11 protein-coding genes, 1 pseudogene and 1 other annotated feature are annotated in these 14,851 nt (G+C 35.8%); of the genes and pseudogenes, 9 read left to right on the forward strand and 3 right to left on the reverse strand.

What is annotated here, in order from left to right:
• Positions 1–149: 149 nt before the first annotated feature.
• Positions 150–1,580: an IS4 family transposase gene (locus NKR74_RS10930; RefSeq protein WP_253629246.1), complete on the reverse strand. Its 1,431-nt coding sequence runs from the start codon at positions 1,578–1,580 to the stop codon at positions 150–152.
• A 319-nt stretch (positions 1,581–1,899) separates the two neighbouring features.
• The gene (gene proC / locus NKR74_RS10935) at positions 1,900–2,718 is read right to left on the reverse strand and encodes a pyrroline-5-carboxylate reductase (RefSeq protein WP_253629549.1); all 819 of its coding nucleotides are present in this window, start codon (positions 2,716–2,718) and stop codon (positions 1,900–1,902) included.
• 355 nt (positions 2,719–3,073) lie between these two features.
• Positions 3,074–3,284: a binding site (T-box leader), on the forward strand.
• 133 nt (positions 3,285–3,417) lie between these two features.
• Between proC and proB the strand changes: the two genes are divergently transcribed.
• Both proB and NKR74_RS10945 read left to right on the forward strand, forming a co-directional pair.
• Positions 3,418–4,557: a glutamate 5-kinase gene (gene proB / locus NKR74_RS10940; RefSeq protein ID WP_309247652.1), complete on the forward strand. Its 1,140-nt coding sequence runs from the start codon at positions 3,418–3,420 to the stop codon at positions 4,555–4,557.
• 119 nt (positions 4,558–4,676) lie between these two features.
• Complete coding sequence (locus tag NKR74_RS10945) at positions 4,677–5,924, forward strand: glutamate-5-semialdehyde dehydrogenase (RefSeq protein ID WP_253629551.1); 1,248 nt, start codon at positions 4,677–4,679, stop codon at positions 5,922–5,924.
• A gap of 407 nt (positions 5,925–6,331) precedes the next feature.
• On the opposite strand, the gene NKR74_RS10950 is transcribed toward NKR74_RS10945, so the two are convergent.
• Complete coding sequence (locus tag NKR74_RS10950; protein WP_253629552.1) at positions 6,332–7,030, reverse strand: hypothetical protein; 699 nt, start codon at positions 7,028–7,030, stop codon at positions 6,332–6,334.
• Between the two features lie 1,485 nt (positions 7,031–8,515).
• Between NKR74_RS10950 and NKR74_RS10955 the strand changes: the two genes are divergently transcribed.
• The 7 genes and pseudogenes from NKR74_RS10955 (at position 8,516) to NKR74_RS10985 (ending at position 14,696) form a co-directional block, all read left to right on the forward strand.
• A complete protein-coding gene (locus NKR74_RS10955) occupies positions 8,516–9,946 on the forward strand; it encodes an alanine/glycine:cation symporter family protein (protein WP_253629553.1) in 1,431 nt (476 codons plus the stop codon).
• Between the two features lie 433 nt (positions 9,947–10,379).
• On the forward strand, positions 10,380–11,360 hold the full coding sequence (locus NKR74_RS10960) for a glutaminase (RefSeq protein WP_253629554.1): 981 nt from the start codon (positions 10,380–10,382) through the stop codon (positions 11,358–11,360).
• Positions 11,361–11,598: 238 nt separating this feature from the next.
• Positions 11,599–12,915, forward strand: coding sequence for an ATP-binding protein (locus NKR74_RS10965; protein WP_309247631.1), 1,317 nt, complete (start codon positions 11,599–11,601; stop codon positions 12,913–12,915).
• A gap of 4 nt (positions 12,916–12,919) precedes the next feature.
• Positions 12,920–13,864 (forward strand): response regulator, encoded by a 945-nt coding sequence (locus NKR74_RS10970; protein WP_253629555.1) that lies wholly within the window; start codon positions 12,920–12,922, stop codon positions 13,862–13,864.
• A gap of 34 nt (positions 13,865–13,898) precedes the next feature.
• Positions 13,899–13,991 carry an amino acid permease C-terminal domain-containing protein gene (locus tag NKR74_RS10975; RefSeq protein WP_255258179.1) on the forward strand — a complete coding sequence of 31 codons (93 nt, stop codon included), beginning with the start codon at positions 13,899–13,901 and terminating at the stop codon, positions 13,989–13,991.
• A 75-nt stretch (positions 13,992–14,066) separates the two neighbouring features.
• Positions 14,067–14,231: pseudogene (locus tag NKR74_RS10980) on the forward strand (Ger(x)C family spore germination protein); the annotation flags it as partial.
• Positions 14,232–14,321: 90 nt separating this feature from the next.
• On the forward strand, positions 14,322–14,696 hold the full coding sequence (locus NKR74_RS10985) for a nucleotide excision repair endonuclease (protein ID WP_253629556.1): 375 nt from the start codon (positions 14,322–14,324) through the stop codon (positions 14,694–14,696).
• Positions 14,697–14,851 lie beyond the last annotated feature (155 nt).

The raw sequence follows: 14,851 nt of genomic DNA on the forward strand, positions 1-14,851 counted from the left end.
ATTACATATAGGGGTAGTACCACACATCCATCAACTTAAGGTATATTTTTATACAAAATGCGGTCTTTCCATATAGTTTTTTATTATCTTTTATAGATTTTATAAAAGTGGGCATATCAAATAAACCCTGACGGGTTTCAATTTTTTTACTATGCTACCTGATGAGTAGAAGTGGTATACTCATAAACAACACCCAAAATATCAAAGACTGTCTTTTTCTCATATCGATGAGATTTTCGTCCGTTGTGCTGTAGGAGGTTAAACAGACGAAGGAGAACCTTTGATAATTCTTGGGTGTTTTTGTGTAATGCTTGGTAAAAAAGTAAAAAATAATCCTTAATTATGTACATCGCTTTATATTCACTTAGCTCTTTCTGTTTCTTACGTAACAGGAGTTCTCGCACTTTAAACATAGTAGAAGAACATAATAGAATACTAATGAGTTGCCCATAAAGGTGACATTCTAATCGTTCTTGTTTAATAGATTTACAACGATGAATTTGAAACCAAGATTTCCATATTTTAAATAACAGCTCAATTTGCCAACGTAGTGAATATAAATCATAAATTTTCTCTTTTGGTACCCATTCCGTAGGAATGTTTGTCATATATACCGTAATACCTTGTAAAAGTTTCGTACGCTCTGTATATGTAATTCCTTTTTTCTTTTCGCGAATAGCTCGATCACGTAGGCGTTTCTTTTTTTGCTCCTCGGTACATCTATAAACTACAATACGAGTAGGCAGTTTGTCTTTACTCCCTACATATACATCATGTAATTCATACACTTGGCCAGGCTGCAATTGTTTCATGATGTCTTCCAAATGAATTTGTGTATATACCGGTTTCAATTGAGCAGGTTTTGTTTTAAATACCACTGTTTCAAATTCTTTTCTATATATTTTAGTTGGTAACTTAAGACGTGATAAATAATATCCCTGCTTATCTTGAATAGACTTAAAGTCTTGTAGACGAAAATATCCTAAGTCACGAATATATAATTCATTCTTTTGTGCCATGCCTGTTCGAGTCGTACTATATGCCTGATCACTTCGTTTTCCTGGTTCAATTTCCACATCAGAAAATTTTCCACTCAACAAGTCATACTCTAGTTGAATTTTCACACCAGCTGTATGACTACATCCTCCGGCACCAGGATAAGTAGTTGCGAATCGATCTGGAACTTGGAAGGTTGTAGAATCAAGGACGAGAATCCGCTCAAAATAAGAAGAAAGAGAATGAGAAATCTTAGATACTCCTCCAATTTTAGCTTGTAGAAGTGTAGTAAATACAGTTCGAAAAAAGGCTACAGAAGCCGAGTTAAATCGTCGATTAAGTCCCTCCGGACTTAATAAGATTCCTGTTGAAGTTTCTAATTGACTACAAAGTTGAGTAAGAGAGGTAGTAGCGATTTGTTGATTTAACCATACACACAAAGATAAGAAATGGTGCCCGTGGCACTTACGTTTTCGTTTCATTCCGCCTGCTTCTATAGCTAATTGATTAAGTGTAGCGGGAGACATATATCGATATAACTCTTCGGCAAATAAAGATAACTCTTGTTTTTGGTGCATATTCATAAAAAGCACGTCACCCTTTCTCATTAACATAAGAGAATAGTAACGTGCTTTTAGCTTCAAAAATAGTCTAAATCCTTAAGTTGATGGATGTGGGGTAGTACCACATGCCCATCAGCCTAAAAAATAAAATAATTCATAACGAAAAATTTCCTTTTCTACAACTATTTATAAGAAGTAAGATTCTTTTTTGTTGTGAGGAGAAAAGGATTTCTTAGCCTGATGGCCATGTTACGGTACCCCTATAAGAAAATAGTAACAGGCTTTTAACTTTAAAATAGCTTAAATTGATGAATGTGATGTTACCTCTAAACGTAATTTCTTACTTACTAGTTAAACTGGACATTTCAACAGATTTTTGAGTACAACGTTTCATAGCTGAAATGATAGCTGTTCTTAAGCCTTTTTCCTCTAATGTTGCTACAGCTTCTATTGTCGTTCCACCTGGAGAACAAACCATATCTTTAAGTGCGCCTGGATGTATTCCTGTTTCAAGTACCATTTTTGCAGAACCCAATACAGCTTGAGCTGCGAATTTATATGCTTGAGCTCTTGGCATACCATCTAGTACAGCAGCATCTGCCATGGCTTCTATAAACATATATACATATGCTGGAGAAGAACCACTTACAGATGTTACAACATCCATTAATTTTTCGTTTACTATCTCTGTTTGGCCAAAACTATTAAATATATTTAGTATGTCTTCTAGATCTTTTTCTGTAACCATTTCATTAGCACATAACGCAGACATTCCTTCTCCAACAAGAGCAGGTGTATTAGGCATTACTCTAACAACTTTTAACTTTCTGCCGAAAGCATTCTCAGTACTCTTAATACTTTTTCCTGCAGCAATAGTTACGACTAGTACATCGTTTTTTATCTGCTCTTTTATTTGGCTAATTACTGATGAGTATAGGTCTGGTTTGATTGATAAAATTAAAATATCAGCATTGTTAGCTACTTCATTGTTGTCAGTAGTTGTAGTTATGTCATATTTTTCACTAGCATTTTTTAAATTAATGACACTTACATCTGAACAAATTATTTTATCTGAAGAAACTATATTTTTGTTAATCATTCCACCTATCATAGCGATACCCATGTTTCCACATCCGATGAATCCTATTTGTTTGTTCATAATAACTCGCTCTTGCTCCTTTTAGTATAAATTTTATTGGTTTGAAATTATTATTCTAAAAAAATAACGATATCCCGTACATAAGAAATAAACATTATAAACTATATCGAGATTCGTATAAAAAAACATTTTAAGAGAGTACATTACTTTTTGCAATACAAAAAATATATAGAAATCACTTTTATTCTGCACTAAACAAGTACATTTTCTATAATTTAATATTTTTTGTTATATACCACTCAATAACATTTTAAATAATTTTGGAGAATATAAACGTAGCACTCTCTTTCCTTATTTTCTAAAATATCTCTTGACATAAAAATGCGTTATATCGCATACTATATAAAAATTAAAGTGAAAATCGTTGAAGGGAACTAGTACATATGTCTTCTTGCGCAAGAGAGTGGAATCCGCAGGCTGAAAGATTCCTCGTATAGAAATTATCGAACCTATCCCTGAGTCTTAAACGAAAGTTTAAGCGTATGCCTGCGTTACAGGCGACAAGCGGATATAGATTTATATCAATGAAGGTGGTACCGCGGAACAATGACCGTTTCGTCCTTTTTTAAGGGCGGAGCGGTCTTTTTTATTTGGCTCTTTATTGCGAGATAGGCATCATTGGTGAGAGGTTCTTTGCTGCAAATTGCACGTGGTAGAAGAATAGTTTTTCTCCATTTGAAAAAAGAAGCAGCACAATTTATAAAAAACTTTTATTTTAGACTAGGGGGTACAAAAGTGAAAAAACAACGAATTGTCGTAAAAATCGGAAGCAGTTCCTTGGCAGCGAATCATGGCGGCATCTCTGGCGAACAGCTTTCAGATCACGTTGCCGCCTTGGCGCGACTGAAGCAGGAAGGACATGAAATCGTGCTGATTACATCTGGGGCCGTCGCCGCAGGTTTTTCCGCTCTCGGGTATCCCGGCCGACCTGTGACAATTAAAGGGAAGCAGGCTGCCGCCGCTGTCGGGCAAAGTCTGTTGATGCAGGCATATACGGAAGAATTCCGCAAATATGGGATTGTTACCGCGCAGCTTCTGCTGACAAGAAGCGATTTTTCCAGAAAAGAACAATACAGCAATGCCTACGCCACTTTATCGGAGCTACTAAACCGTTCCGCTCTTCCTATAATCAATGAAAACGATTCTATTTCTTTGGAGGAGCTGACGTTTGGGGATAATGACATGCTGTCAGCTTTAGTAAGCGGGCTCGTCTCGGCGGATATGCTCATGATTTTTACGGATGTGAACGGTTTGTATGACCGGAATCCCCAGAAAAATCCGGACGCAAAAAAGTATTACTTTCTCCCTGCCGTTACGGAAGAAATCGCCTCTCTTGCTGGAGATGCTGGCTCAAAACTTGGTACCGGCGGCATGAAATCGAAAATCGATGCGGCAAAGACGGCACTATCTCTCGGTGTGAGTGTATTCATCGGAACAGGACGTGGACGAGAGAAGTTTTCAGATGTTTTGAAGGGTAAAGGTGATGGAACATATATCGGCAATACGCCTCAAAAAGCGATCAAGATGAACAAGCAATGGATTGCGCTGCATTCGCTTGTCAGCGGACAAATCGAAGTGGATGCCGGAGCAGCCGCTGCCATCATTCAGCGTGGAAAAAGTCTTCTGCCTGCCGGTGTTACCGGTGTGTTTGGAATCTTTCAATCCGGTGAAGTTGTGGAGGTCATCACGCAACAAGGACGCGTGATAGGGAAAGGACAATGCAGATATGGTGCAGAGGAATTGCGGGAGCTAAAAGGTATGCAGAGCCATGACATTCAAGCGCGAGGCGAAAGGCATAGCTATGAGGTCATTCATAGGGATAATTGGGTTTCATTTTAAATGGCACGTTCAAGTGAAGAAAACAGGGTCCTTCGCCCTAAAAGGCGCTGTGCCTAGTTGGCGGAGTTGGACACGTCTTGAATTTTATACTTTTTAATCTTTAAAAGGGGGAAACGAAAATGAATGAAGTGTTGGCAAAGGGACAAAAAGCGAAAAAGATTGCTGGAGAGCTTGTGGCCAAATCGACTAATGAAAAAAATAAGGCACTGGCGGCTGTCGCTGAGCAATTGATAGTAGAGACATCCTATATTTTGGAGGAGAACAAACGGGATATCAAACAAGGTAAAGCGAAGGGAATGTCTGCCTCTCTTCTCGACCGCCTCATGCTGAATGAACAGCGCATTATTGATATGGCAGAGGGTATCCGGCAGCTAATTGATTTGCGCGATCCTGTCGGAGAATGTGTAGCTGCATGGGAACGGCCGAATGGTTTGTCTATTCGGGAGATGCGCGTACCGCTCGGTGTTGTCGGGATGATTTACGAGGCGAGGCCGAACGTGACGGTGGATGCGGCCACAATTTGCTTGAAAACAGGCAACGCAGTGATCTTGCGTGGTAGTTCTTCCGCCGCTTATTCCAACAAAGCCATCGTCGCTGTCATTCATCGAGCGCTCAAACAAACGAGCTTGCCTCCAGAAAGCGTACAGCTCATTGAAGACAATTCACGAGACAGCGCAAAGCAGCTGTTTACATTGAACGAGTACTTGGATGTTCTTATTCCAAGAGGTGGCAAGCAGTTGATAGATACTGTAGTGAGAGAAGCGTCTGTTCCTGTATTGGAAACAGGTGCGGGAAATTGTCACATTTTCATTGATGAAACAGCAGATAAACAGATGGCATTCGATATTATCGTAAACGCCAAAACACAGCGTCCGTCTGTATGCAATGCTATTGAAACAATTATACTTCATGAGAATTGGGCGCAGCGATTCGGTACCGAGCTGTTTTCTTTCTTGAAGGAAAGAGGAGTGGAGCTTCGTGGAGATAAGAAAGCATTGGCAATTGATTCTTCTCTTGTACCCGCTTCAGAAGAAGACTGGGAAACAGAGTTTTTGTCTCTTACGCTGGCAGTCAGAATCGTTTCCTCTGTTGAAGAAGCGATTCGCCACATCAATGCTTATGGTTCCATGCATTCCGAAGCGATCATTACAGAGAACGAGGAAAACGTCAGTAAGTTTTTCACGTCCGTCGATGCCGCGGCGCTCTACCATAATGCTTCGACCCGCTTTACTGATGGCTTTGAATTTGGCTTCGGCGCAGAAATCGGCATCAGCACGCAAAAGCTGCACGCGCGGGGACCGATGGGGCTATCTGCATTGACTTCCACAAAATATGTGATTCGTGGGAATGGACAGATTCGGGGATAAGAAGTAAAAGGACAGATGTAAAGGTCCCTTGTTTTTTCTTCATCTATACCTATTATCATTATTTATTACTATGTTCATTTAAAAACTGATTCAGTTTTTTTCTGTAAGAGGTAGCAAACTTAAGTATTTGTAATACATAAAAAGGATAGATAAGGTTTCTATTTTATCTATCCTTTTTTTATCACATATGAATGTGGAATATTTTTTTGTTATGGGGTATTTAATTTTGTTAGGTTGATGGCAATGGCGCACCGTCCACATTTTAACGAAAATATACGCTAAGTAAAATAAGCTAAAAATAGCTTAAATGGTGTCTCAAAACTTATCTTTAAATTAAAATCCCAATTGAAATCATGCTATTGTTTTTCGAAAATCTTTTAGCGTATAAAAACATTAAAATGTACATGCTACACCTTTTTAAATTTCTGTTCAATCTTATCATGTACTGATTCGATTTTTTCAGGCAACACAAATAAATATTCGATAAGGACTTCTAATAATTCTGTTAACAAAGCTACTGCTTCATCATCAATTTCCTGTTTCAATTCAAGCATCCCATGAAAAGGACTTTCCGGATGAACGAGGTTGCCAACATCTTGAATCGGTTTAGTTAAATCGATATATTTTGGCAATTGCTCAAATTGCTGGGAAAGAGACTGTCCATTACTTTTCTCTCCAAGAAAATGTTTGAGGACACTTTCAAGAACTTGTTTTGACAGTACTGCAGTAGCAGAATTATCTTTTGATTGACTGACATTTAAAGTAGAGCGATATGCCCTAACAAGGTCTATAGGGATATGTTTATTGCGTTCGAGCTGATCTAAAGGATCTCTTAAATCCGAAGGACTATAAATATACACTTCTACTTCTTTATTTATTTGATCCGGATAATCATTAAACATAATCACAAATTCTGATGTCTTTTGACATTCAAAACAAAGCCCTTCTGCGAATAATCCTCTTTTTGTAACTTGGTAAAAATTCGTTTTTAACGTAAATTCACTTGGTTTACCGCATTTAGGACACTGACTTCTCACATTTTTCGGTACCTTTAAATACCCATACTGGGTATGAGATGAAATGGCCCCTGGTAATATTTTTCTCATTTAAACCTCCTAAAAATTTAACCCTAATCCGTAACTTATATACATATTTCTGGTAACTATTCAGTCACCTCATGAAGATATAAGATGGTTAGAAACATTTACTAAAAAATATGTTTACTTGTTTTATCACAAGATATAGTGTATCGCACATGTTTGTGTTGTAGACAAAAAAATAGACCGAATTTCCGCCTATGAAACTCCTAAATTAAAGGTATAGCTGAGTAGTTATTATTTTTGTATAATTTATCATTGATAATACAAATTTTTAAATTTATACAAAAAGTATAAATTAAAAAATCACAATTACAATCTGTAATATGTGGAAATAATATTTTTTCTTAGTAGAGTGTCACCATACATACCCATTAAGCTAATGTTTTGAGACACTCCCATAACGAAAATTTTACCTTTTTACAGTTATTTATGAGAATTTGGATCATTTTTTTCGTTTTGGGGAACAATTAATTTCTTAGCTTGATGGGCATGGGATAGCGCCAACAAAACGCTAATTTCGTACGCTAAGTCAGTAATTTCGTCATGAAGAAAGCCGATGATTCCTACACTAAGGAATCATCGGCTTATTATATTTTTTTGCTATATAGTTGTTTAAAATGATACAAACATGCTGAATCCTTTGTGGGATATGTCAGAAAAACGTGGGTCTTCAACGTTAAACTAATTTCAGTTTAAAATAGTCAATTCCCTTAGTTAGTATTCGACTCTTCTACTAACTTCCTCAAATAAGGCAACCTTTAGCTCAACAAGATTTATTTTTCCATACTAATCACATACTCTTTTCAGAATAATAATTTCAGTATGTTGAAGGTTTAGAGATTGATTGCAATTTTTTGAAGTTTTTGCACCAAAATCACTTTTCTGATATTTAAAAAATCTTTTTTGTAAAACCATGTATTTTTTGGTGAGATTCTGTAGTGTTGATTATAAATTAATGAAAGTTCTGGTGTGAAAATTTGAAGACAAGTGAAGGGAGTAGATCTACTGATATCATGTATTGATTTAGAAGGGAATACCAGAGCAGTCAAGTGCTTTTCTAAGAAACTTTAATTTATAAACTAAAGAGACATTATTCTAGAACAAATATGAAAGCGCTTAAAATTATTTGTATTTTCGGAAAATTTGTTTAATTACCTGTACAAATAATAAAAAGAGACAAAAAGGATCTATATAAGTCCAATTTAAAAATCCGGCATACGGAACAAGTATGATGGTGCAGCCACATTTTAGGATAAAAACTATTTTTTTGCAGGAGGAGCTAGAGCATTCACATGTAGAAGCGTCAGGCCCTTTAAGATGTCAGCTGTACGGTTACATGTTACGGAGATTCGTATAAATGAGGAAATACCATTTTCACAGAAAATTTTTACCTGTGTTACATGTGTATATGAGACGAGTTTAGTCGTGCCGGAAAATTAAAATTATTTTATATGGATTAGAGGCTACTAAATTTTAATATGAGGTGATGATATGGAACAATTTTTGTCGGATCTATTGGGATTAACAAATGATTTTCTGTGGTCTAAATTGTTAATTGTTATGCTTGTTGCTTGCGGAATTTATTTCACATTTAAATCGAAATTTGTACAGTTTCGAATGTTAAAGGAAATGATCCGTGTGTTAATGGAAGGGAAAGCTGGTTCTAAAGACGAAGTTTCTCCATTTCAAGCGTTCTGTATTGGTATGGCCGCTCGCGTTGGAACGGGAAATATCACAGGAATTGCGATTGCGATTGCATTAGGCGGTCCTGGAGCAGTATTCTGGATGTGGATTATTTCTATTATTAGCTCAGCATCCAGCTTTGTTGAAAGTACGTTAGCGCAAATATATAAAGTAAAAGATAAAAATGGTTTCCGCGGCGGTCCATCTTATTATATGGAAAAAGGATTGAACAAACGTTGGATGGGAGTATTATTCTCCATTTTAATTACGATTACTTTCGGTCTTGTATTCAATTCTGTCCAATCAAATACCGTTACACTTGCTTTTGAGAACTCATTCGGTACAGATCGTTTAACTGTAGGGATTATCATGGCAATTGCTTTCGCTGCGATTATCTTTGGCGGTGTGCAGCGTATTGCAAAAATGGCTGAATACAAGGTAATGTTCCTAGCGGTGTTATACATTGGTGTTGCATTATTTGTTGTAGTTACGAATATAACAAAAATGCCGGAAGTTCTTTCTCTTATTGTTCAAAACGCATTTGGCTTTAAACAAATAGCAGGCGGTTCAATCGGCGCAGCGCTCATGAATGGAGTTAAACGTGGTTTATTCTCAAATGAAGCTGGTATGGGAAGTGCGCCAAACGTTGCCGCAACGGCAACAACAAGCCATCCGGTGAAACAAGGACTTATTCAAGCATTTGGCGTATTAACGGATACACTGATTATCTGTACAAGCACAGCATTTATTATTTTACTTTCTGATGCATACAAACAACCAGATCTAAATGGTATTGCACTTACACAAGCAGCATTAAGTGAACACATCGGTTCTTGGGCGTCAGGCTGTCTTGCTATCTTTGTTTTCCTATTTGGATTCGGTGCGTTAATTGGTAACTATTATTACGGAGAAACAAATATTCGATTCTTAAACAATAGTAAAGTATGGTTGATGGTATACCGAATAAGCGTGTTAGCCATGATTGTATTCGGTTCTGTTGCAAAGATCCAATTTGTATGGGATTTAGCGGATTTATTTATGGGCTTTATGGTTATTATAAATTTAATTGCTATTACATTACTATCAAAAACAGCCTTTGCTGCGTTACATGATTACATGAAACAGAAAAAAGCTGGTAAAGATCCTATTTTTTATAAAGACAGCATTAAAGGAATTGAAAACGTTGAATGTTGGGAGCATTATCAGGATGCTTCAACTTCAGAAAAGAAAAGTATGTAATAAGAAAGATATTCGGGCTGCAATATGTCTGAATATCTTTCTTGGTTCTAGTGCAAAAAAATTGTTAACTAACAGATGCAGAATAGTAAAAGGTGTTAATATATTGCAACTATATTAAGATCTTGAAAAGAGGGACCTGAAAAACAGCGAAAGTACTGGTCGATTCCTTTAAAAACGATTTCTCAAACATCACAGGTCTATATGTTTAGCTGCTTATATCGATAGAATAAGAAAAAACAGCTGTCTTTGATTTGGCCACATTTAATTACCCTTGAGAGCAATATAGCTTATAATTGGTTAGGTTATATGCTATTACCTATCAATCTATAAAGAAAGGTGACCGTCTTGACAGTGTTTTTTGCACTTTTTGTCTATTCATTATAAAGAAAAATTTATACTGTATAAAATTAATAGGACGGGGGAATATGGTTAAATGATAAAGGAGTATAGCGTTCCAGTTGAGAGTCAAAAGAAAGCTTGCTTAGATCAATGGATAGCACATTATCGAACCTATGCTGTTAAAGGACAAAACGTCAGTTATATTCCTGCTTTAGGAAAGATAAATTTATCGCAATTAGGTATTTGTATAGTAGAGCCAGATGGAACAATGATAAAGTCAGGGGATTGGGACGTACCTTTCACCTTACAAAGCATATCAAAAGTAATCGGCTTTATAGCGGCTTGTTTAAGCCGAGGTATTACTTATGTGTTAGAGCGGGTTGATGTAGAACCAACTGGAGATGCTTTCAACTCGATAATTCGTTTAGAGATGCATAAACCTGGAAAGCCGTTTAACCCTATGATTAATGCCGGAGCGATTTCAGTCGCTTCGATTCTGCCAGGAACATCGGCACAAGAAAAATTAGAAACTCTTTACGCATTAATCGAAAGAATGATAGGGAAGCGTCCCGTCATTAATGAAAAAGTGTTTCAGTCTGAATGGCAAACAGCCCATCGAAATAGAGCTTTAGCACATTATTTAAAGGAGAATGGTTTTTTAGAATCGGATGTGGAGGAAGCACTAGAGGTTTACTTGAAACAATGTTCTATAGAAATAAATACAGAGGATATAGCTTTAATAGGACTCATACTTGCACATGATGGATATCATCCTATTCGTAAAGAACAAGTCCTACCTAAAGAAGTAGCTAGATTAACAAAAGCCTTAATGCTCACTTGTGGAATGTACAATGCATCTGGCAAATTTGCTGCTTTCATCGGATTGCCAGCTAAAAGTGGGGTGTCCGGAGGGATTATGACACTCGTCCCCTCAAGGCTAAAGAGCGAACTGCCGTTTTCAGATGGATGTGGTATTGGTATTTATGGACCAGCTATTGATGAATATGGGAATAGTTTACCAGGAGTTATGTTATTGAAACGTATTGCAAAAGAATGGGATTTAAGTATTTTCTAAAAAACATCAAGGGTGTTTCGGTGTCAGAACAAACGCAAAAATGTTCAGGCCGTATAATGTGTCTGAGCATTTTTGCGTTACATAGTACTTTCCCTTTATAAAGTCGGGGAATATCAAGAATACTCTCAATTTTCGATTTTTTCATCTTAGATTTGATACTTAGTTTTTATAAAAAATAGAGTAAGTGTTGTATTAATATCAACGGGTTTGTATACTGATTGTTAGTCAAAATTGGGAAGTGATTATCTTGAAACTCAACAATTTGGTAAAAAAAGACATTTATATTCTGGTTCTGATGATATTCACAGTACCTTTAGCAGGTGAAATAAAGTTTTTCCCCTTTAATGAGACGTTTCGAATGAGCTTTGGTGCACCAACATTTTTCTTTTTTTTGTTATTATTTCGGCGAATTCCAGTATTCTTCCCGGGTTTTTTAACAGGAATGGTAGTTGTAGAATTTCGTATCCTGATAGACCTCATCACACAGGAGAATATGGATTGGATATCTTCCTTTCATATCCAATATCCTAGTTTTTTCTTTTATTTTACTTATTCTTGTCTCTTTTATTTAGCAAAAATCAAACGGTTTCATCACCAACCATTGATGATTGGGTTTATTGGCTTCATCATCGAAATATTATCGGACTGTGTGGAATTAATGATTCAATATTTTGCATTAAAAACAACTATTACACCAGAGGCACTATATGAGATAATCGTTGTCGCATTTTCCCACAGTTTTATCGTTTTAAGCTTTTTCAATATGATGAAACTGTATGAAGCACAGTCAAGGGAGAGGCAAATTAAAAAACAAAATGAACACATGCTCATGCTCATTTCCAATTTATATGAAGATGCTGTTCATTTAAAAAAAACGTTGCAAGATGCTGAAAATATAACAAAAAAATCTTATGATTTATATAAAAGTTTAGACTCTTTAGAGAATGGTCAGATGAGCTTTCAGGTTGAGGATTTACGACAGCATGCATTGAAAATCGCTGGTGAAGTCCATGATATTAAAAAGGATAATCAACGTATTTTTGCTGGACTTTCAAAGCTGATTTCTGATGAAAGTTTTACTGATTATATGTCCATATATGAATTGGTAAACATTATTGTACGAGCAAACGAGAAATACGCCCGTTTACTAGAGAAAGACATCCAATTTGTATACAAGATTGATGGTGTGCACCCTCACTATCATATTTACACAATTTTATCAATTATAAACAATATCGTTGCAAACGCTGTAGAAGCTATCCAAGATATGGGAACCATCAAAATTGACATTAATAAAGAGCATGATTTGGTGGAATTTCGAATTGAAGATAACGGTCCTGGTATTTCCTCAAAGTATAAAGAGTCCATTTTCGAACCTGGGTTTACTTCTAAATATGATGCTGCTGGTAACGCATCGACAGGTATCGGACTATCGTATGTAAAAGAAATGGTCGAACAACTTGAAGGTGATGTTACGTTTGAGGACAGAGCGGAAGGAAAAGGATCGATTTTTATAATTAGATTAGGGATTGATCACATAATTAGAAAAGGGTGATTCTATGAATTTTTATATAGTAGATGATGAGAAAGCGGTTCGCTTAATGTTGGCTCAAATTATCGAGGATGAAGATCTTGGAGAGGTTGTAGGAGAAGCTGAGAATGGCTCATTGGTAGATCAACAAATGCTAATCTTGAAAAATATAGACATTTTATTTATCGATTTGTTAATGCCGATTCAAGATGGGATAAAAACGATTCGTCAAATAAAACCGTCATTCAAAGGAAAAATTATCATGGTTTCTCAAGTAGAATCAAAAGAATTGATTGCTGAAGCGTATTTGCTTGGTGTTGAATACTTTATTATCAAACCGATTAACCGGATTGAAGTATTAACAGTCGTTCAAAAAGTCATCGAACGAATCCAATTGGAAAAATCGATAAAAAACATTCACGAATCGCTCAATACAGTGCTTAAATTAGATAGCTATCAAAGTCCGCAGGAAAAATACCGTAATGAAAAACATATAAGTACTTCCAGCCATTTTCGAGATTCCATTCATTTTCTTCTATCCGAATTAGGGATAGCTACCGAAAGCGGAAGTAAAGACTTAATGGACATGTTGGATTATTTATATAAATATGAACAAGATAAAACATTTGAACAAGGTTTTCCCTCTCTAAGAGAGATTTTTATGAATTTAGCTCAAACAAAACTTGGAGAATCAATCGAAGAGGCTGAATTAAAAAGATCTATTGAAGCCTCTAAACAACGGATCCGGAGGGCAATTTACCAATCATTAAACCATTTAGCATCCCTTGGACTTACTGATTTTTTAAACCCGAAGTTCGAAAATTATGCTTCTAGGTTTTTTGATTTTACAACCGTAAGGAGAAAGATGACGGAATTGAATAATGAGCCAACATCACCTCCCCGTATTGATGTGAAAAGGTTTATTCAGGTTCTTTATTTTGAAGCTAAGCGGATACATTTGGAATTGCAATGACGAACTCTTACTTATTCTTAATCTCAAATGATGGATTCGCTTTATAATCTGGATGCTTATTGGACTAGTTATTTATATGTTATATGGAAAAAATAAAAGTAATTTAGCTAAAAATATAACTAAATAGTTAGTTAAATTAAAAAAAGATGCTAGATAGCATCTTTTTTACTTTAAGAGGTATCATTACATACTTATATTATTTTTAATAACAACTAATTATCAAATTGTTAGCTTGCAAACGCAAAGTAGAGGAGGTGAAGCAAAGCAAAAACGTTATATGAACGTTTCTGAGGCCTGAGATTCTATTCATCAAATAATTCGTGAGTTTTCATTGAAAAGAGAGAGCCCTCTGTTCAGCCCACATATAGTATATTTACATGGGATAACATTATAATGGTTTTTTTTACATAATTGTGATACTATTTTCCTTTATAACAAAAAAAGGACGTGACATATAGTGATCAAAATTGAGATACCAACACCAGAAGTTACGATTACAGAGCGTAAGCAAGTAATAAAAGGTGATGAACCAAGAATTACTCCGATTAACGGGTTTATTGATTTTCATTTAATTCCGAGAGATAAGGGTGGCATTTTTATGTTTTATAATATTAATGACGAGCTCTTATTCGTTGGAAAAGCACGTAAATTAAGACAAAGAATTAAAAAGCATTTTGAAGACAATGTTTCACCAATTAAAGCCTATAGAGATGAAGTATATCGAATTGATGCTTGTATCGTAGAGGATCCAATGGAAAGAGAAATTTACGAAACATATATTATTAATGAACTTCAAGCAAAATATAATGTAGATAAAGTATTTTTTAAATAAAAAGTTCTGTGAAAAATGACCTCGGTATTGCGCCGAGGTCATTTTAGTTGGAGCCCTTAGTAGTACTTATATTTTATATGCCTTTTTACGACTTAGGTCTTGATAATAAAACAAAGATTAATAAAAATGTTCAGTATAGAGAAAAGATGTTGCTG

Source organism: Bacillus sp. 3103sda1, assembly GCF_024159135.1.
Lineage (GTDB): Bacteria > Bacillota > Bacilli > Bacillales > Bacillaceae_G > Bacillus_A > Bacillus_A rhizoplanae.